The organism is Stenotrophomonas testudinis, assembly GCF_024499815.1.
In the GTDB taxonomy this organism is placed as follows: Bacteria; Pseudomonadota; Gammaproteobacteria; order Xanthomonadales; family Xanthomonadaceae; genus Stenotrophomonas.
Map to the genome: position 1 here is coordinate 25,102 of NZ_JAMOKY010000039.1, position 17,995 is coordinate 43,096.

Here is a 17,995-nt window from a genome sequence, read left to right on the forward strand (position 1 = left end):
CGGGCGCCCGCCGGAATCTCGGCGGTAGAGTCGACCGTTGCATTCCCCCAGCCATGGCTGCAACCCGGTCAGGGCACACAGGTACAATGTGCCATGACTGACTTTTCGACCCTGCCGCTGAGCCCGGCCCTGCAGCCCGGCCTGGACGCCCTCGGCTACACCACCCTTACGCCTATCCAGGCGCAGAGCCTGCCGGCGATCCTCGATCGCCGCGATGTGATCGCCCAGGCGCCGACCGGCAGCGGCAAGACCGCCGCCTTCGGCCTGGGCCTGCTGCAGGCCATCGATCCCAGCCTGATCCGCGTGCAGGCGCTGGTGCTGTGCCCGACCCGCGAGCTGGCCGACCAGGTCGCCAAGCAGATCCGCAAGCTGGCCACCGGCATCCCCAACCTGAAGCTGCTGCTGCTGGTCGGTGGCGTGCCGCTGGGCCCGCAGCTGGCCTCGCTGGAAGGCCACGACCCGCATGTGGTGGTCGGCACCCCCGGCCGCGTGCAGGAACTGGCCCGCAAGCGTGCCCTGAACCTGGGCGCGGTGCGCACCCTTGTGCTGGACGAAGCCGACCGCATGCTGGACATGGGCTTTGAAGAGCCGATCCGCGAGATAGCCGGCCGCACCCACAAGGACCGGCAGAGCCTGCTGTTCTCGGCCACCTTCCCCGACAGCATCCGCGAGATCGCCCGCGACCTGCTGCGCGATGCGCTGGAAGTGACCGTGGAAGGCGCCGACCAGGCCCCGGCCATCCGCCACCTGTTCTGCGAAGTGGAACCGGCCCACCGGCAGAAGGCGCTGGCCGGCCTGCTGCTGAAATACACGCCGGAATCGGCGGTGGTGTTCTGCAACACCCGCAAGGACGTGGACGAGGTCGCCAACTCGCTGCAGCAGTTCGGCTTCTCGGCGCTGGCCCTGCATGGCGACATGGAGCAGCGTGACCGCGAGGAAGTGCTGCTCCGCCTGGCCAACCGCAGCTGCAACGTGCTGGTGGCCAGCGACGTGGCCGCACGCGGGCTGGATGTGGAAGAGCTGGCGGCTGTGATCAACTACGAGCTGCCCACCGACGTGGAGAGCTACCAGCACCGCGTGGGCCGCACCGGCCGCGCCGGTGCCAGCGGCCTGGCGATCAGCCTGGTGGCCGGTCGCGAGAAGACCCGCGCCGAGGCCGTCGAAGCCCATCTGGGCCAGCCGCTGGACTGGCAGAAGACGCCGCTGGCGACCTCGCGCCCGGCCGAGCTGCCGCAGGCGGCGATGCGCACCTTGCGCATCGATGGTGGCAAGACCGACAAGCTGCGCCCGGGCGACATCCTCGGCGCGCTGACCGGCGATGCCGGCCTGTCGGGCAAGCACATCGGCAAGATCGCGATCTTCCCGACCCGCTCCTACGTGGCCATCGCCCGTGAGCAGGTCAATAAGGCGGTTGCCAAGCTGGAAGCCGGCAAGATCAAGGGCCGTCGCTTCCGCGTGCGGATGATGTAACGATCAAGGTATCGGCCGGGCATGGCCCGGCGCTACCTGCAGGCTGTTGGTAGCGCCGGGCCATGCCCGGCTAAGCAATCAGAACACCAGTTCGGTGTGCAGCGGCAGATCCGCTTCCCAGCGGCCGCGGCCACCCAGGCCGTCCAGCTCGACCAGCACGCCGGCGCCGACCACTTCAACGCCCAGGCGGCGCACCAGCGACAGCGCGGCACCCAGCGTGCCGCCGGTGGCCAGCACGTCATCGATGATGGCCACGCGCGCGCCGGCCGGCAGCGCGTCGGCATGCACTTCGATGCAGTCGCTGCGGTACTCCAGGGTGTATTCCTCGCGCAGCACCTTGCCCGGCAGCTTGCCCGGCTTGCGCACCGGCACGAAGCCCACGCCCAGTTCCAGCGCCATGGCGGCGCCCAGGATGAAACCACGCGATTCGATGCCGACGATGGCATCCAGCTGCTGCCCGCGCCAGCGGTCGGCCATGGCCGTGATCGCGCCGCGGAAGTCCTCGCCGTGGGCGAGCAGCGGCATGATGTCCTTGAACAGGATGCCGGGCTTCGGGAAATCGGCGATATCGCGCAGGCGCGAGGCCCAGGCGGGGACAGCCACGGTGGCGTCGGTCATTGCAGCTACCAGCTTGTATGGCGGCATAGGGTAACCGGTTCGCCGCGACCCTGCCCGTTCCCGGCACCACCGCGCCGCTGCGTTCCACGCATGGCCTCGCAGCATCACACAAAAATCGCACACCTGTGCGATAATCGCCCTAACCGGTCATTCACCCCGCCTGCGTCATAAGCAGGCAGACGCCTGCCCGCCGCCATGGCCCGCAGCCGCCCGGGATGCCGACGGCCCCCGCCACGCCTGGCGCGCGCGGGGCTTTCCCGCCTCCGCGCGGGTTTTTCGCAATGAGGTTCATGCAACGTGGACGAGACGACGAAAGTTCCGGCCCTGTGCCGTGTGCTGGTGGTCCTGCTGGGCATCCTGGTGACCCTGTTCGGCCTGGTTCTGCTGGTCGGTGGTGTTCGCCTGGTAATGCTGGGGGGCAGTTGGTATTTCCTGCTGATGGGTGCGGTGTCGGCCGTGGCCGGCGTACTGCTGGTGATGCGCCGGCCGAACGGTGCGCTGCTGTACGGCCTGGCCTTCGTGGCCACGCTGGTGTGGGCGCTGGTGGATGCAGGCTGGGAGTTCTGGCCGCTGGTCTCGCGCCTGGTGATGCCGGCCGTGCTCGCCCTGCTGGTCGCACTGGCCTGGCCGGTACTGCGCCGCAGCCGCGGCCAGGTCGCCGGCCGTGGCGCCTACGGCGTGGCTGCGGTGCTGCTGATCGGCCTGCTGGGCACGGCCTTCTCCGCCTTCCAGCCGCGCCCGGTGCAGACCGCACAGGGCACCACGCCGCCGGTGGTGCCGGTGGCCAAGGGCGCTGAACAGCGCGACTGGATGCACTGGGGCAACACCACCGCCGGCACCCGCTTCGCCGCGCTGGACCAGATCACCCCGGCCAACGTGAAGGAACTGCAGGTCGCCTGGACCGCGCACACCGGTGACGTGCCCGAAAGCAACGGCTTCGGTGCCGAGGACCAGAACACCCCGCTGCAGATTGGCGACACCCTGTACCTGTGCACCCCGCACAACCAGGTGATCGCCATCGACGCCGACTCCGGCAAGCAGCGCTGGGCCTTCGATCCCAAGGCCACCGCGCCGAACTGGCAGCGCTGCCGTGGCTTGGGCTACTTCGACGCGACCACGGCACCGGCAGCTGCAACGTCGGCTGCGCCGGAACCCGCGCCGCAGCCGGCCACCGAGACCGCCAGCACCGGCCCGGCCCTGTGCGAAAAGCGCATCCTGATGACCTCCATCGATGCGCGCCTGTTCGCGCTGGATGCGAAGACCGGCGCGCTGTGCCCGGACTTCGGCAGCAACGGCGTGGTCGACCTGAAGACCGGCATGGGCGAGATCAAGCCCGGCTTCTACACGCTCACCGCCGCCCCGCTGGTGGCCGGCGATCTGATCGTGGTCGGCGGCCGTGTGGCCGACAACATCGAAGTGGGTGAACCGTCCGGCGTGGTGCGTGCATACAACGTGCGTACCGGCGCGCTGGCCTGGGTCTGGGACCTGTCGAAGGAAACGCCGGACGTGCCGTTGGATCCGTCGATCCACTACACGCGCGCCACGCCGAATGTGTGGACCTCGATGGCCTACGACCCGCAGCTGGGCCTGGTCTACCTGCCCACCGGCAACACCACGCCGGACCAGTGGGCCGGCGAGCGCACCCCGCAGGATGACAAGTACAGCTCGGCTGTTGTCGCGCTGGACGTCGCCACCGGCAAGGAGCGTTGGGTCTACCAGACCGTGCACCACGATCTGTGGGATTACGACCTGCCGGCGCAGCCGACCCTGACCGACGTGCCCGACGGCAAGGGCGGCACCCTGCCGGCCCTGCTGCAGATCACCAAGGCCGGGCAGATCTTCATGCTCAACCGCCAGACCGGCGTGCCGATCAGCGAAGTGCGCAACATCCCGGCGCCGCAGGGCAATGCCGAAGGCGAACGCTATGCCGCGACCCAGCCGCTTTCGGTGGGCCTGCCGCAGATCGGCGCACAGACGCTGACCGAGTCGGACATGTGGGGTGCGACCCCGATCGACCAGATGCTGTGCCGCATCCAGTTCAAGCAGTTCCGCTACGACGGCATGTACACGCCGCCGGGCGAAGACCTCGCGCTGCAGTGGCCGGGTTCGCTGGGTGGCATGAACTGGGGCAGTGCCTCGGTCGACCCGACCACCGGCTACCTGTTCGTCAATGACATGCGCCTGGGCCTGTGGACCAAGCTGATCCCGCGTGCACAGATGACCAGCGGCGCCGGTGGCGTGGAAATGGGTGCGGCTTCGCAGACCGGTACGCCGTACGGCTCGCTGCGCGACCGCTTCCTGTCCAAGCTGGGCATCCCCTGCCAGAAGCCGCCGTTCGGCACGATGTCGGCGATCAACCTGGCCACCCGCCAGCTGGTCTGGCAGGTGCCGGTGGGCACGGTGAAGGACACCGGGCCGATGGGCATCAAGATGGGCCTGCCGATTCCGATCGGCATGCCGACCCTGGGTGGTTCGCTGGCTACGCAGTCGGGCCTGCTGTTCTTCGCCGGTACGCAGGATTACTACCTGCGCGCCTACGACAGCCGCACCGGCGAGGAAGTGTGGAAGGCCCGCATGCCGGTCGGCAGCCAGGGCACGCCGATGACCTACGTCTCGCCGAAGACCGGTCGCCAGTACGTGGTGATTTCCGCCGGTGGCGCACGCCAGTCGCCGGACCGTGGCGACTATGTGATCGCCTACGCGCTGCCCGAGCGCAGGTAAACCGTGCCACGCGGTGCAGCCTGCCAGGCTGCGCCGCGTGGGTACCGGTTGCCGGTTCCAGCGCTTACCATGCAAGGTCGAACCTGATGAAAGCTGCTGCCATGCCTGCCGTTCCTCCCAGCCGTCGCCCCAAGCGCCCGCCTGCGCCACCGCAGGATCGTGGCCTGGCCCATGAGCTGATGCAGCAGATCCAGGACAACCAGGGCGATCCGGATTTCATGACCTCGCTCGGCCGCGGCCTGGCCGTGCTGAGCGTGTTCTCGCAGCATCCACGCGAAGTGACGATGTCGCAGATCAGCACCGATACGGGCATCTCGCGCGCAGCGGTACGGCGCGTGCTGTACACGCTGGAAAAGCTCGGTTACGTCGGCGAGCAGGGCCGTGGCTTCGTGCTGCTGCCGCGCGTGCTGGGCATGGGCGGCGCCTATGTCGCCTCGTCGTCGATGACCGCGGCGGCACAACCGGTACTGGATGCGCTGCGCGATGACGTGCACGAATCCTGCTCGCTGGGCGTGCTCGACGGTGATGACATCCTGTACGTGGCGCGCGCGGAAACCGTGCGCATCATGTCGATCGGCCTGCGTGCGGGCAGCCGCCTGCCGGCGTACTGCACCTCGATGGGCCGCGTGCTGCTGTCGGCGCTGCCGCGCGACACGCTGGAAGGCTACCTGGAACGCAATCCGCTGCGGCCGCGTACCGAACGCACGGTCACCCGCATGGACGATTTCCTCGACCTGCTGGAAAAGGTGCGTCGCGAAGGCGTTTCGCTGGTCGACCAGGAGCTGGAGATCGGTCTGCGCTCGATCGCTGTGCCGGTGCATTCGCGCAGCGGCGAGGTGGTGGCCGCGCTGAACATCGGCACCCAGGCGGGCCGCATCGGCCTGGGCGTGATGCAGACCCAGCTGCTGCCACGCCTGCGCGAGGCGGCACAGCGGTTGGGTACGTTGTTGAATTGAGGCAAAGCCGCCGGGCATGGCCCGGCGGATTCCGTATCAACGTTCCGAAGCCTGCTCTTCCAGGATCGGCTTGGCCAGCGCGAACGCGTGGTTGGCCGCGGGCACGCCGCAGTAGATCGCCGCCTGCAGCAGCACTTCCTTGATCTCCTCCGGCGTCACCCCGTTGTTGCGGGCGGCGCGGATATGCAGCTTGAATTCCTCGTCGTGGCCCAGCGCCACCATCATCACGATGGTCAGCAGCGAGCGCGTATGCCGCGGCAGTCCCTCGCGCGTCCACACCGTGCCCCACGCCGTGCGGGTGATGAAGTCCTGGAATTCAGTCGTGAATTCCGTGCGCGCCTGCAGCGAGCGGTCGACATGCGCCTCGCCCAGCACCTGGCGGCGCACCGCAAGACCGGCTTCGTAGCGTTCCTGTTCGTCCATCGTCGTGTACCTGTTGAGGGATGTCAGTGCTGCGCGGAAAGATGCGCGGCCAGTGCGGCGGTGAACGCCTGCGGCGATTCCAGGTTGCAGATGTGGCGGCCCGCAACGGCGGCATAGCGCCCCTGCGCCACGCCCTCGGCGATCGCCTGCAGCTCGGCCGGCACGCAGACCGGATCGTCATCACCGGCAATGGCCAGCATCGGCACGCCGATGCTGGCCAGTGCATCACGGAAGTCGGCCGTGCCCACCGCATTGCAGCAGCCAGCGTAGCCTTCGACGCTGGTGGCGAGGAAACGCTGCAGGATGTCCTCCACCTGGCTGGCATGGGTCTGTGCGAAGCCGGCGGTGAACCAGCGCTCGCGGGTGCCATCCACCAGCGGCAGCAGACCATCGTGCTGGACCTGGGCGATGCGCGCCTGCCAGCCGTCCAGCGTGCCGATCTTCGCCGCGGTAGCGGCCACGGTGAGCGTACGCAGACGGTTGCCGGCGTGCATGCCCAGCCACTGCCCGGTCAGGCCGCCGATCGACAGGCCGCAGAAGTGGCTGCGCTCGATGCCGAGGTGATCCCACAGGGCCAGCACGTCGGCGCCCAGCTCGGCCACGGTGTACAGCCCCGGCGGCGCACTGGACTGGCCATGGCCGCGGCGGTCATAGCGCAGGATGCGGTACTGCGCGGCCAGTGCATCCACCTGCGGCTGCCACATGCCCAGGTCGGTACCGAGCGAGTTGCAGAAGGTCAGCCACGGGCCATCGGCGCGGCCCTCGGTCTGGTAATGCAGGCGATGCTGCGGAAGGTCGAGGAAGGGCATGGGGGCTCCAGCGTTGAACGTAGGGATCAGCCGCGCGCCAGCACGCGGTCGATCCAGGTATCGGCCATGCCACGCCAGCTGTCGGCGGCGAACAGGGCATCCAGTTGTGCGGGTGAAAGCTGCGCGGTGACCTCCGGCGTCTGCGCCAGCACCTCGCGCAGGTGCAGCGACTGCGCCAGCGCCTGCTTGGCCGCCTGTTCCACCAGCGCATGCGCGGCCGGCTTGCCGATGCGCTCACCCAGGGTGACCGCCACGGCTTCGGCATAGAGCAGGCCGCCATGGCTGTCCAGATGCTGGCGCATGCGCGCGCGATCCAGCTGCAGCCCCTGCACCACCACGGTCACCTGGGCCAGGCTGCCGGCGCACAGGCGCACGATCTCCGGCACCGTGTCCCACTCGGCATGCCACTGCCCGGCCGCACGCTCGTGGGGCTGCGGCATGGCGCTGAACAGGGTCGACAACAGGCCCGGCACACGCGTGGCCGCGGCGATGGCGGCCACGCAGCCAACCGGGTTGCGCTTGTGCGGCATCGCCGAGGAACCGCCCTTGCCCTCGCCTGCCGGCTCGAAGGCTTCAGCAACTTCGGACTGCATCAGCAGCACGATGTCGGTGGCGATCTTGCCCAGGCTGCCGGTCAGCAGCGCAAACACGCTGCCGAACTCGGCGATGCGGTCACGCGCGGTGTGCCAGGGCAGCGCCGGCAACGGCAGCTGCAGCTCGGCGGCCAGCGCTTCGGCCACGTCCAGCCCACGCGTCTGCAGCGAAGCCAGCGTACCGGCGGCTCCGCCGAACTGCAGGACCATGGTGTCATCAGCCAGCGCATCGAGGCGACGCTGGCTGCGCTGCAGGGTATCGAGCCAACCAGCGGCTTTCAGGCCGAAGGTGACCGGCACCGCCTGCTGCAGCAATGTGCGCCCGGGCAGGCCGGTGCCGCGCTCGGCCTCTGCCAGCCGCGCCAGCGCGGTACACAAAACCTGCAGGCGCGCCTGCACGTGGCTGACCGCCGCGCGCAGCTGCAGCACCGCGCCGCTGTCGATGATGTCCTGGCTGGTGGCGCCCCAGTGCACCCAGCGCGCGGACTCGGCATCGCCCGCCTTTACCTGTGCGGTGAGTGCCTTGACCAGCGGAATGGCCGGGTTGCCGGCCAGTGCGGTCGCCGCCGACAACGCGGGAACCGCGTACAGATCGGCGCTGCATGCTGCTTCAATCGGGGCCAGCGCAGCGGCGGGGATCACCCCGCACTGTACCTGGGCGCGCGCCAGGGCGCGTTCGACATCCAGCATCGCCTGCAGGCGTGCTTCATCACTGAACACAGCGTCGACGGCGGGGTCGCCGAACAGACCGCCCAGCAGCGTTGGGGAGTGGCTCATCGGTGCAGTCCATCCTGGGTGGCCACAGCTTACCCGCGCCCGCTGCATGCGGGCGTGGAGTGGCCGGAAGGCGCGTTGGCCGCGCCGCGATCAGTAAGCGAAGAACACCGTCTCGTCCGGGCCCTGCATGCGCACGTCCCAGTGGTAGAGGCCCCTGCCCTGCGCCTGAGCCAGCAGGGTGTGGCGGCGCTCGGCGGGCACCAGCGCGAGAATGCCGTCCTCGCCGTTGCTGGCTTCATCACTGAAGTAGATGCGGCCACGGGTGGCCTGCAGCAGGCCGCGCATGAACACCAGCACCATCAGGTGCGGTGCCTGCGGCTCGCCACGCAGGCCCGGCACGCGGCCCGGCTTGACGGTGGTGAAGGCGAAGCGGCCCTGGTCGTCGGTGGGAACACGGCCCCAGCCATGGAAGGCCGGATCGTGGTCATCACGGCGCGGGTCTTCGCCATGGGCGTAGATGCCCTGCGCGTCGGCCTGCCAGATTTCCAGCACGGCATCGGACACCGGCGTGCCATTGCCATCGAAGACCTGGCCCTGCACTTCGATGCGCTCGCCCTGCGCGGTGGCCGGGGCGATTTCGGTGCGGTACAGCGGTTCCAGGCCCAGGCGGTAGTACGGGCCCACGGTCTGCCACGGAGTGGATTGGAAACTCATGGTCTTACTCCCAGACGGTCATCTTGCGACCGCGCAGCACGATGTCGAAGCGGTAGCCGAGTGCGAATTCGTTGGCGGTGTTTTCCCAGTCGAACGAGGACACCATGCGCTCGCGCGCCTTGGCGTCGTCCACGCAGTTGTAGATCGGGTCGAACGCCAGCAGCGGATCGTTGGGGAAGTACATCTGCGTGACCAGGCGTTGGCCGATGCCATCGCCATGCAGCGAGAAATGGATGTGCGCCGGGCGCCAGGCGTTGTAGTGGTTGCGCCACGGGTACGCGCCCGGCTTGATGGTGGTGAACCGGTAGCGGCCTTCGCTGTCGGTCAGCACCTGGCCGGTGCCCTTGAAGTTCGGGTCCAGCGGCGCATCGTGCTGGTCGCCCTTGTGCAGGTAGCGGCCGGCGGCGTTGCACTGCCAGACCTCGACAATGGTGTTGCGTACCGGGCGGCCGTTCTCGTCCAGCACGCGGCCGCTGACGATGATGCGCTCGCCCTGCGGCTGGCCGGGGAAGCCGGCGGTCAGGTCGGCGGCATGCTCACCCAGGGTGATGCGGTTGATGCTCGGGCCGGTCACTTCCGAGAGCGTCACCGGGATGGCGATCGGGTCGGTACCCGGGCCACGCAGCGCGGTGGAGGCATACGGCAGATGGATGCGCGGCGGCTGGCTGCCGGGGTACGGCTTGCGGTAGCCGCGCAGTTCGGTGGGATCGCTCATGGCGTACTCCTGTTGGCGAGCGGCCCGAAGGCCGCGGCTGTCTTGCAGATCATGGATACGGGCGAAGGCTTACACGCGTTCGATGGCCAGCGCCACGCCCTGCCCCACGCCGATGCACATCGTCGCCAGGCCGCGGCGGCCGCCACTGGCTTCCAGCTGGCGCAGCAGGGTCAGCGCCAGGCGCGCGCCGCTCATGCCCAGCGGGTGGCCCAGGGCGATGGCCCCGCCGTTGGGGTTCACGTGCGCGGCATCGTCGGCCAGGCCGAGCTGGCGCATGCAGGCCAGGCCCTGCGAGGCGAAGGCTTCATTCAGTTCGATGGCATCGAAATCGGTGATGGACAGGCCCAGCCGCGCCATCAGCTTCTGGCTGGCCGGCACCGGGCCCATGCCCATGATCGCCGGCTCGACACCGGCGCTGGCGAAGCCGAGGATGCGCGCGCGCGGGGTCAGCCCCAGCGCCTTCACCTGCGCGCCCGAAGCGAGCAGCAGTGCGGCGGCACCATCGTTGATGCCCGAGGCATTGCCGGCGGTGACCGTGCCCGGCTGGCGGAACAGCGGCTTGAGCTTGGCCAGCGCCTCGGCGGTGGTATCGCCGCGCGGGTGTTCGTCGCGGTCGACGGTCACCATCTCGCCGCGCTTGCGGCCCGGCACGTCCACCGCCACGATCTCGCCGTCGAAGAAACCGCGCGCCTGCGCAGCGGCGGTGCGCTGCTGGCTGCGCAGGGCGAACGCATCCTGGTGCTCGCGACTGATGCCGTAGCGCTCGGCCACGTTCTCGGCGGTCTGGCCCATGGTCTCCACCCCGTGCAGCTCACGCAGGCGCGGGTTGATGAAGCGCCAGCCCATGGTGGTGTCTTCGATCTGCTGGTCGCGGGCGAACGGCGAAGTCGCCTTGCCCATCACGAACGGCGCGCGCGACATCGATTCAACGCCACCGGCAATGGCCAGGCCCAGTTCGCCGGCGGCGATGCCACGGGCCACGGTGCCGATCGCATCCAGGCCCGAACCACACAAGCGGTTGATCGTGCTGCCCGGCACCGTCACCGGCAGGCCGGCCAGCAGCAGGCTCATGCGGGCGACGTTGCGGTTGTCTTCGCCGGCCTGGTTGGCACAGCCGAGGTAGACATCCTCGACCAGCGCCGGGTCCAGCTGCGGGTGCCGCGCCAGCAGCGCCTTCAGCGGAACCGCGCCGAGGTCGTCGGCGCGCACACCGGACAGCGCTCCGCCGTAGCGGCCGATCGGGGTGCGGATGCCATCGATGATGTAGGTTTCGTGCAGGCTCATCTCAGACTCCCACGGCCAGTGCCAGCGGCAGGCCGGTCAGTTCACGCAATTGTTCGATGTCCATGCCCTCGACCATTTCCAGCACGGTCGCGCCGTCGGCGCCGAGGTCGAACACCGCCACATCGGTATACACGCGCGATACGCAGCGCAGGCCGGTCAGCGGGTAGCTGCATTCGGCCACCAGTTTGCTTTCACCCTTCTTGGTGAACAGGTCCATCATCACGAAGACCTGCTTGGCACCGATGGCCAGATCCATCGCGCCGCCCACGGCAGGAATCGCGTCGGGCGCACCGGTGCTCCAGTTGGCCAGATCACCGTGTGCCGACACCTGGAAGGCACCAAGCACGCAGATGTCGAGGTGGCCGCCGCGCATCATCGCGAACGAATCGGCATGGTGGAAATAGCAGCCACCGGTGAGCAGGGTGACCGGCTGCTTGCCGGCGTTGATCAGGTCCGGATCTTCCTGGCCGGGGGTCGGCGCCGGCCCCATGCCGAGCAGGCCGTTTTCCGACTGCAGGAAGATCTCCTTGTCGGCCGGCAGGAAGTTGGCCACCGTGGTCGGCAGGCCGATGCCCAGGTTGACGTAGGCACCTTCGGGAATGTCGCGCGCCACGCGCGCGGCCATCTGTTCGCGGCTGAGCTTGTTCATGCCTGCACTCCTTCTGCGGCCACCGGCACCACGCGCTGCACGAAAATGCCCGGGGTCACCACGGCCTCCGGGTCCAGTTCGCCCAGCGCCACCACTTCACGCACCTGCACGATGGCGCAGCGTGCGGCCATCGCCATCAACGGGCCGAAGTTGCGTGCGGTCTTGCGGTACACCAGGTTGCCCCAGCGGTCGCCACGGTCGGCCTTGATCAGTGCGAAGTCGGCGTGCAGCGGGTATTCAAGCACGTAGTGGCGGCCATCGATCTCGCGCGTTTCCTTGCCCTGCGCCAGCTCGGTGCCGTAGCCGGTGGGGGTGAAGATCGCGCCCAGACCGGAACCGGCCGCGTGGATGCGCGCGGCCAGGTTGCCCTGCGGCACCAGCTCCAGTTCGATCTCACCGGCGCGGTAGGCCGCATCGAAGTGCTGCGAATCGGCCTGGCGCGGGAAGGAGCAGACGATGCGGCGCACGCGCTTGTGCTTGATCAGCGCGGCCAGGCCGGTATCGCCGTTGCCGGCGTTGTTGTTGATGATGGTCAGTTCGCGCGCGCCCTGTGCAATGAGCGCATCGATCAACTCATCGGGCATGCCGGCGGTACCAAAGCCGCCGATCATCACGGTGGCACCATCATGGATATCGGCCACCGCTGCTTCCACGCTGGCCAAGGTCTTGTCGATCACTGCATTGCTCCTTGCCCTGCCTGCCGGCGGTCATCGCCGCCACGCTGCAGGGCCACTGCGAAGGGAAAACACGACCCGGACATGGTCGCCACGGCGCTCCGTCCGGTCAATGCGATATTCGGCCAGGTGATTCGATAATCGCACATTGAGTGAACTGCGTTGGCCATCGGTTCAACGCCGGTTCTGGCCGACGCCCACCCGCAGGCCGAGGCACGCCCACGCAGCCAGCAGCAGCGGCAAGGCGCACAGCACGTACAGCGCCGACGGCTGCCAGTGGCCATCCACCAGCACGCCCACGGTGAGCGGCGAAAGGATCGCGCCGACACGGCCGATGCCGATGGCCCAGCCGAGGCCGGTGGTGCGCACTTCGGCGGCGAACACCACCGGCGCTGCCGCGTACAGGCCGGCCATCGCCGCGAACAGGGCCGCACCGATCACGAAGGCCAGCGGGAAGGCCACGCCCAGCTGCGTGTTGAACGCCGCAAAGCCCAGCATCGACACCATCGCCAGCAGCAGCGCGCCAGCGGTCAGCTTCGACAGCGACCAGCGCGAAGCCAGCCAGCCAAACAGGCTGCCGCCTACGATGCCGCCCAGGTTCAGCAGCACGCCACCGGTGATGCCCTGCTGCGCCGACACGCCGGCCGAGACCAGCAGCTTCGGCGTCCAGCTCAGCACGAAATAGAAGGCGAACATGTGCAGGAAGAAGGCGAGCGCGATCAGCAACGCGACGCGACGCAGGTCGCCGACGAACAGCGCGGCGTACCCTTGGCGCTGGCCATCACGCACCGGCACCGGCGGCAGTGCCTGCAGTTCCGGCATGCGCATGCGCGACAGCAGCGCGTTCAGCCGCGGCAGCGCGTTGGCCGGGCGACGTGCGACCAGGAAATCCAGCGATTCCGGCAGGCACTTCAGCACCAGCGGAATGCACAGCAGCGACGCGCCTGCACCGATCAGGAACACGCTGTGCCAGGACCAGTGTTCCAGCATCCACGCCGCCAGCAGGCCGCCAGCGGTGGCACCGATCGGATAGCCGGTGGCCTGCAGCGCGACCGCCGTGCTGCGCCACTTGGCGTTGGCGTACTCGGCGGTGATCACCCCGACACCGGCCAGCATGCCGCCGATGCCGACGCCGGTGTAGACGCGCAGCGCGCCCAGCTGCCAGGCGTTGGCGGCCAGCGCCGACAGCGCCATGCCGCTGGTCAGGATCAGCAGGCAGCAGACGATCATCGGCCGCCGACCCCAGCGGTCCGCCAATGGCGCCAGCAGGAACGAACCCAGCGCCATGCCGACCAGGCCGGCACTGAGCATCAGCCCCAGCACCTTGCCCGACAGTTCCCAGTCTGCCGACACGTGCGGCGCGGTGAAGGCCATGACCATCACATCGAAGCCATCGAGCATGTTCAACAGCACGCAGATGGCGATGGCGGTCCACTGGAACGGACTCATCCGTTCAAGGACAAGCGGCGGTGCAGCGGCGGAGGCGTGGCTCATGGTGCGGTTTCCTGCAACAGCGTGGTGCGGTGGAACGTCCGGCGGGGAAGGTCTCAGTGACCGGCCTGGCTGGATGCATGGATGACCTGCAGGACGTCCTGCAGGCGATCGACCTCGACCTGGCCCGGCGCCGACGGGGTGCCGATCATGCCGAAGGTGAGGGCCTGGCCGAAGGTTTCGCCGGCCAGGCGCGAAACCACGCCGGTGCCGCCCATCGACATGGTCAGCAGCGGCTTGTCGCTCTGCTGGCGCACCTGCCAGGTGGCATCGAGCAGGGCCAGCACGTCGCCGGCATCACGCGGCATCACCGCGATCTTCAGCACGTCGGCGCCGAGTGCCTGCTGCTTCAGCAGGCGCGCTACGATCTCCTCGCGCGGCGGCGTGGCATGGAAGTCATGGTTGGACATCACCACCTTGACCCCGGCCTTGTGCGCCTGTGCCACCAGCGACTGCACGACCTTCGGGTCGCGGAACATCTCCACGTCGATCAGCTGGGCGACGCCGCCGCGCAGCAGCGTGGCGTACAGCGCACCATAGTCGGCATCGCTGATCGGCTTGGCACCGCCTTCGGCCTGGGTGCGGAAGGTGACGATGACCGGCTTGCCGGCCAGCGTGGCCTGGATGCGCTGGCCGAGTGCGACCAGTGCCTTGCCATCGGTGGCGATGTCCAGGTAGTCGATGCGCCACTCGGCGATGTCGGTGGACTTGCTGGCGGCAATGGCGGCGGCCTGCTGCAGGGCGACCTCAGCGGTGGCGCCGGTGATCGGCACGATGGTGCGCGGGCTGCCCTCGCCGATGCGCAGCTGGCCGACCTGCAGCACCGCCGGCGGCGGTGCGGCCAGGGCCAGCAGGGGGGAGGCGCTGAGCGCACCGGCGAGGACAACGGAAGCCAACGGGAATTTCATGGCAGTCACCAGAGCATGGAGGGAGCGCGCGGCCATCAGAAGGTCACCTTGGCCTGGACACCGACGGCCCAGGCGTTGTCGGTACCGCTGTAATTGAACGTGCCCGGGTTGACGATGTACTGCACGTCCGGGCGGATCATCAGCCACGGGTTCACCTGGAAGCTGTAGGACAGTTCGAACAGCTCCTCGGCCTGGCTGAGGTTGTACAGCGGCGAATCGGTGGGCACGCCACCGCTCATCAGCGTGGCCCGGCGCGCATCGACCAGGCGGTCGTTGATGTCGGCGCCGACGTAGCCCAGCGCGATGCTGTCCTGCGCGCGCGAGCCGATGCCCTGGTAGACGCCACCCAGCGCGTACCAGCGTTTGATCTGCGCGGTATCGGTATCGGACACCATGTACTGCGCGAAGGCGGTGAGGCCGCGGCTCGGGTCGGCCGATTCCTGGGTCAGGCGCTGCTCGGCCAGCACGTAGGCGCCGTGGCGGCCGGTGGTCGGCGAGGTGTCCAGGCCGCGCTTGTCCACGCGCGAGGTGTCGTAGTAACCGCCGAACTTGTACACGCCTGCGTAGCGGCTGCCCTTGGCCGGGGTCCAGGTCACTTCCACCGGGAACAGCGAACCGGTGGTACCCGAGACGAACGGACGGAACGCGTTGCGCTCGATGTTGCCGCCCAGGTTCGGATTGACCTGGAACCAGCCGGTACGCACGTTCACCGCCGGGCTGATCTGCTGCGCGAACTCGCCGCCCCACCGTGCCATCGGGTAGTTGTACCAGCCGCTGTTGCCGGACATCGCCAGCGGGTGCGCGCAGAAGGCGGCGTTGACGAAGTGGGTCAGCAGGCTGTGCAGGCCGAACTGGTTACCCATCGCGTAGTAACCCAGCTTGTAGTACGACTGGCCTGCGTTGAAGGTCTGGTCGTAGCTCAGCTCGGTCAGGCGCGTGTACTGGCCGCCGTACGCTTCCTGGATCGGGAAGCGGTTGCCGACGAAGTCCACCGAGGTGCTGCGGCCGCGACGGTCGTTGAGGGTGAAGTGGAACGCACCGCCGTCCCAGCCGGCCAGCTTGCCCATGTCCAGGTCCATGCCCACGCGCACCTGCTGCGCATAGCGCGCGCCGGTCTCGCCGTAGCCCCCATCGACCACGCCCATGGCCTCGCCCACGTAATCGCCGCGGAAGGCGATGCCGCGCTCGAACAGGTCGGTGCGGGTGCCGCCCCAGTCGCCGGTGAGCGTCTTGCCTTCATAGCGGTTGCTGGACTGCGCGCCGGCGAGGGCCGGCAGCAGCGCGGTGGCCAGGATGCCCAGGGACAGGCCCAGTGACGGGGATTTCGCAGGATTCATGATCGCGGTCTCGTGGAGGTGATCAGCGCAGCGACAGCGGCGCGCTCAGGGGGGAGGTGGCGCCCTGCGCCGAGGTGACCGTGGCGGTCAGGCTGCCGGCAGCGGCAGCATCTGCCCCCGCACCGAGCGGGAAGGTGAAGCTGCCGTGCCCCTGCGCATCGGTGCGGGCTTCGACGCTGCCCAGCACCAGCTCGGCCTCGCTGCCGTTGGCGGCGCGGTTGCCGAACACTTCCACCTGGTAGCGGGAATCCGGGGCACCCTGGAAACGACCGTTGAGCTGGCGCTGCGCGCCCTTGCCCTGCACGGCGGTCAGCTGCGGCGCGGCCTGGCCCAGGTTGGGCAGCGGCTGGCAGTCGGCCTGGCCGGCGGCGGTGCAGATGCGCGCACGCTTGGACGGATCGTTGTTGACGCCACGGCCGCGCGAGCCGACGAAGCTGGCGTGCTCCAGGCCCGGCACACCGAACACGATGGCACCGCGCGGCTGGCCCTTCACGCAGGCGCCGCCGGCCTCGCAGCGCTCGATCGGCAGGCCGTTGCCATGGATGCGGTTGGCGGTGAAGCGGTTCGGCGCACTCATCGGCTGCGGGCGCACGCCGATGCCGATGCCATTGCCGGTGATGGTGTTGCCATCGACCACGTTGCCACTGCCGGTGATGCTCAGGCCCAGCGAGTTGCCGGTGAAGGTGCTGGCGGCGATGTAGTTGCGGTTGCCCCAGTTGATCTGCAGGCCATCGGAATAATCGACGAAGCGGTTGTGGACCACGCTGTTGTCGTTGCCCCACAGGATCTCGATGCCCTGTGAGGGTTCCGGGTTGGCGCGGGTGGACTGGAACAGGTTGTCGGCCACCAGGTTCCAGGCCGCGCCACGGGTCAGCTCCAGGCCGTCGCCGTTGTCGAGGAATTCGTTGCGCACGATGCGGTTGTGCACGGTGGTGGTCGCGGTGGACTGGCCCTTGCCGTCGTCGCCGGTGAGCATGATGCCGGCGCCGCCCTTGTTGGCGACGATGCGGTTGTCATGGATCTCGTTGTGGCTGGAACGGTTGACCAGCACGCCGATGCAGAAGTTGCGGATCTCCAGGCCGGCCAGCTCCACGCCCTGGGTATCGCGCAGGACCAGGCCCGGCAGCGTGGTGGTGCGCACGTTGGTACCGGACTGGCCGGGTTCGGCGCCCGGGCAGGCATCGGTGCCGGTGCCGGTGACGTAGGCCGAGCCGTCGATGGCGACGTACTGGCCATCGCGCGCCCACGACGTGCCGATGATCTGCACCGGGCCCTTGATCTCCGGCAGCGGCGCGGCCGGCTTGATGACGTAGGGCGCGGCGCCGACGGCATCGATCTCGATGCGGTAGCGGCCCGGCGCGGCGTTGGCGGTGGTGATGGCCCAGCGCAGCGAGCCGGCGTTGGCATCGTCGGCATAGCGGTCCACGCGCAGGACCTGCAGGGCTTCGCGCGGCGGTTCGGCCTGGTAGGCCAGCGCCAGCGACGGCAGCACGGCAAGCAGGGACAGGGAAACAACGGACAGACGACGGCGCATGCGAGCACTCCGCACAGGTGAAGGGAAATCCGGCGGTCTTCCCCTGCACCTGGCTTCAGCACCGGACCGGCTGCTGCCCTCGCCCCGCCAGGGGTGGATCGCTTGGACTGCTATGAAACTGTGGGAGTGAAATTAGGTTTATCGCACTGCACCATTCAAGTGCGGTAATCGACTACGTGTGCGAATACCGCACTGAATGGGTAATACCATCGTTGTAGAGGGGGTGTTGTCGGCAGGGCTGCCGCCCTGCACCTGCCAGGAGCAAAGGCAAGGTCAAAGGCCAGAGCGGCTCCGGTTTTCTGTGTGTTGGGCGGGGCGGTGTGGGGGGGGGGGGGGGGGGGGGGGGGGGGGGGGGGGGGGGGGGGGGGGGGGGGGGGGGGGG

At 68.8% G+C, this 17,995-nt stretch carries 16 protein-coding genes; 3 read left to right on the plus strand and 13 right to left on the minus strand.

The features are described 5' to 3' along the window. Nucleotides 1–93 precede the first annotated feature (93 nt). Nucleotides 94–1,470 carry an ATP-dependent RNA helicase DbpA gene (gene dbpA, locus NQ204_RS16565; protein ID WP_116865428.1) on the plus strand — a complete coding sequence of 459 codons (1,377 nt, stop codon included), beginning with the start codon at nt 94–96 and terminating at the stop codon, nt 1,468–1,470. A 78-nt stretch (nt 1,471–1,548) separates the two neighbouring features. Here dbpA and NQ204_RS16570 read toward each other — a convergent pair whose 3' ends face one another. Next, nucleotides 1,549–2,088, minus strand: a complete 540-nt coding sequence (locus tag NQ204_RS16570) for an adenine phosphoribosyltransferase (protein ID WP_108768603.1) — start codon at nt 2,086–2,088, stop codon at nt 1,549–1,551. Between the two features lie 297 nt (nt 2,089–2,385). Here NQ204_RS16570 and NQ204_RS16575 point away from each other — a divergent pair, with 297 nt between their 5' ends. Both NQ204_RS16575 and NQ204_RS16580 read left to right on the plus strand, forming a co-directional pair. Next, on the plus strand, nt 2,386–4,809 hold the full coding sequence (locus NQ204_RS16575) for a membrane-bound PQQ-dependent dehydrogenase, glucose/quinate/shikimate family (RefSeq protein ID WP_256644444.1): 2,424 nt from the start codon (nt 2,386–2,388) through the stop codon (nt 4,807–4,809). Between the two features lie 101 nt (nt 4,810–4,910). Next, the gene (locus NQ204_RS16580) at nt 4,911–5,765 is read left to right on the plus strand and encodes an IclR family transcriptional regulator domain-containing protein (protein WP_116864825.1); all 855 of its coding nucleotides are present in this window, start codon (nt 4,911–4,913) and stop codon (nt 5,763–5,765) included. A gap of 36 nt (nt 5,766–5,801) precedes the next feature. On the opposite strand, the gene pcaC is transcribed toward NQ204_RS16580, so the two are convergent. From pcaC to NQ204_RS16640, 12 genes are all read right to left on the minus strand, one after another. Continuing rightward, entirely contained in the window at nt 5,802–6,188 is a 387-nt protein-coding gene (gene pcaC, locus NQ204_RS16585; RefSeq protein ID WP_108768600.1) for a 4-carboxymuconolactone decarboxylase, read from the minus strand. A gap of 23 nt (nt 6,189–6,211) precedes the next feature. Then, nucleotides 6,212–6,997, minus strand: a complete 786-nt coding sequence (gene pcaD / locus NQ204_RS16590) for a 3-oxoadipate enol-lactonase (RefSeq protein WP_256644445.1) — start codon at nt 6,995–6,997, stop codon at nt 6,212–6,214. 26 nt (nt 6,998–7,023) lie between these two features. After that, nucleotides 7,024–8,367, minus strand: coding sequence for a 3-carboxy-cis,cis-muconate cycloisomerase (locus NQ204_RS16595; protein WP_256644446.1), 1,344 nt, complete (start codon nt 8,365–8,367; stop codon nt 7,024–7,026). A gap of 90 nt (nt 8,368–8,457) precedes the next feature. Continuing rightward, on the minus strand, nt 8,458–9,021 hold the full coding sequence (gene pcaG, locus NQ204_RS16600; RefSeq protein ID WP_256644447.1) for a protocatechuate 3,4-dioxygenase subunit alpha: 564 nt from the start codon (nt 9,019–9,021) through the stop codon (nt 8,458–8,460). A gap of 4 nt (nt 9,022–9,025) precedes the next feature. Continuing rightward, nucleotides 9,026–9,736 carry a protocatechuate 3,4-dioxygenase subunit beta gene (pcaH, locus tag NQ204_RS16605; RefSeq protein WP_116864821.1) on the minus strand — a complete coding sequence of 237 codons (711 nt, stop codon included), beginning with the start codon at nt 9,734–9,736 and terminating at the stop codon, nt 9,026–9,028. Nucleotides 9,737–9,805: 69 nt separating this feature from the next. After that, nucleotides 9,806–11,014: a 3-oxoadipyl-CoA thiolase gene (gene pcaF / locus NQ204_RS16610; RefSeq protein WP_256644452.1), complete on the minus strand. Its 1,209-nt coding sequence runs from the start codon at nt 11,012–11,014 to the stop codon at nt 9,806–9,808. 7 nt (nt 11,015–11,021) lie between these two features. Further along, nucleotides 11,022–11,669: a 3-oxoacid CoA-transferase subunit B gene (locus NQ204_RS16615; RefSeq protein WP_256644448.1), complete on the minus strand. Its 648-nt coding sequence runs from the start codon at nt 11,667–11,669 to the stop codon at nt 11,022–11,024. Further along, nucleotides 11,666–12,346, minus strand: coding sequence for a 3-oxoacid CoA-transferase subunit A (locus tag NQ204_RS16620; protein WP_116864819.1), 681 nt, complete (start codon nt 12,344–12,346; stop codon nt 11,666–11,668). The genes NQ204_RS16615 and NQ204_RS16620 overlap by 4 nt, the downstream gene beginning before the upstream one ends. 171 nt (nt 12,347–12,517) lie before the next feature. Further along, entirely contained in the window at nt 12,518–13,837 is a 1,320-nt protein-coding gene (locus NQ204_RS16625; protein ID WP_256644449.1) for an MFS transporter, read from the minus strand. 53 nt (nt 13,838–13,890) lie between these two features. Beyond that, complete coding sequence (gene aroD, locus NQ204_RS16630; protein ID WP_243402760.1) at nt 13,891–14,742, minus strand: type I 3-dehydroquinate dehydratase; 852 nt, start codon at nt 14,740–14,742, stop codon at nt 13,891–13,893. Nucleotides 14,743–14,777: 35 nt separating this feature from the next. Then, nucleotides 14,778–16,079 (minus strand): carbohydrate porin, encoded by a 1,302-nt coding sequence (locus NQ204_RS16635; protein WP_256644450.1) that lies wholly within the window; start codon nt 16,077–16,079, stop codon nt 14,778–14,780. A 22-nt stretch (nt 16,080–16,101) separates the two neighbouring features. Next, a complete protein-coding gene (locus NQ204_RS16640; protein WP_256644451.1) occupies nt 16,102–17,613 on the minus strand; it encodes a right-handed parallel beta-helix repeat-containing protein in 1,512 nt (503 codons plus the stop codon). Nucleotides 17,614–17,995 lie beyond the last annotated feature (382 nt).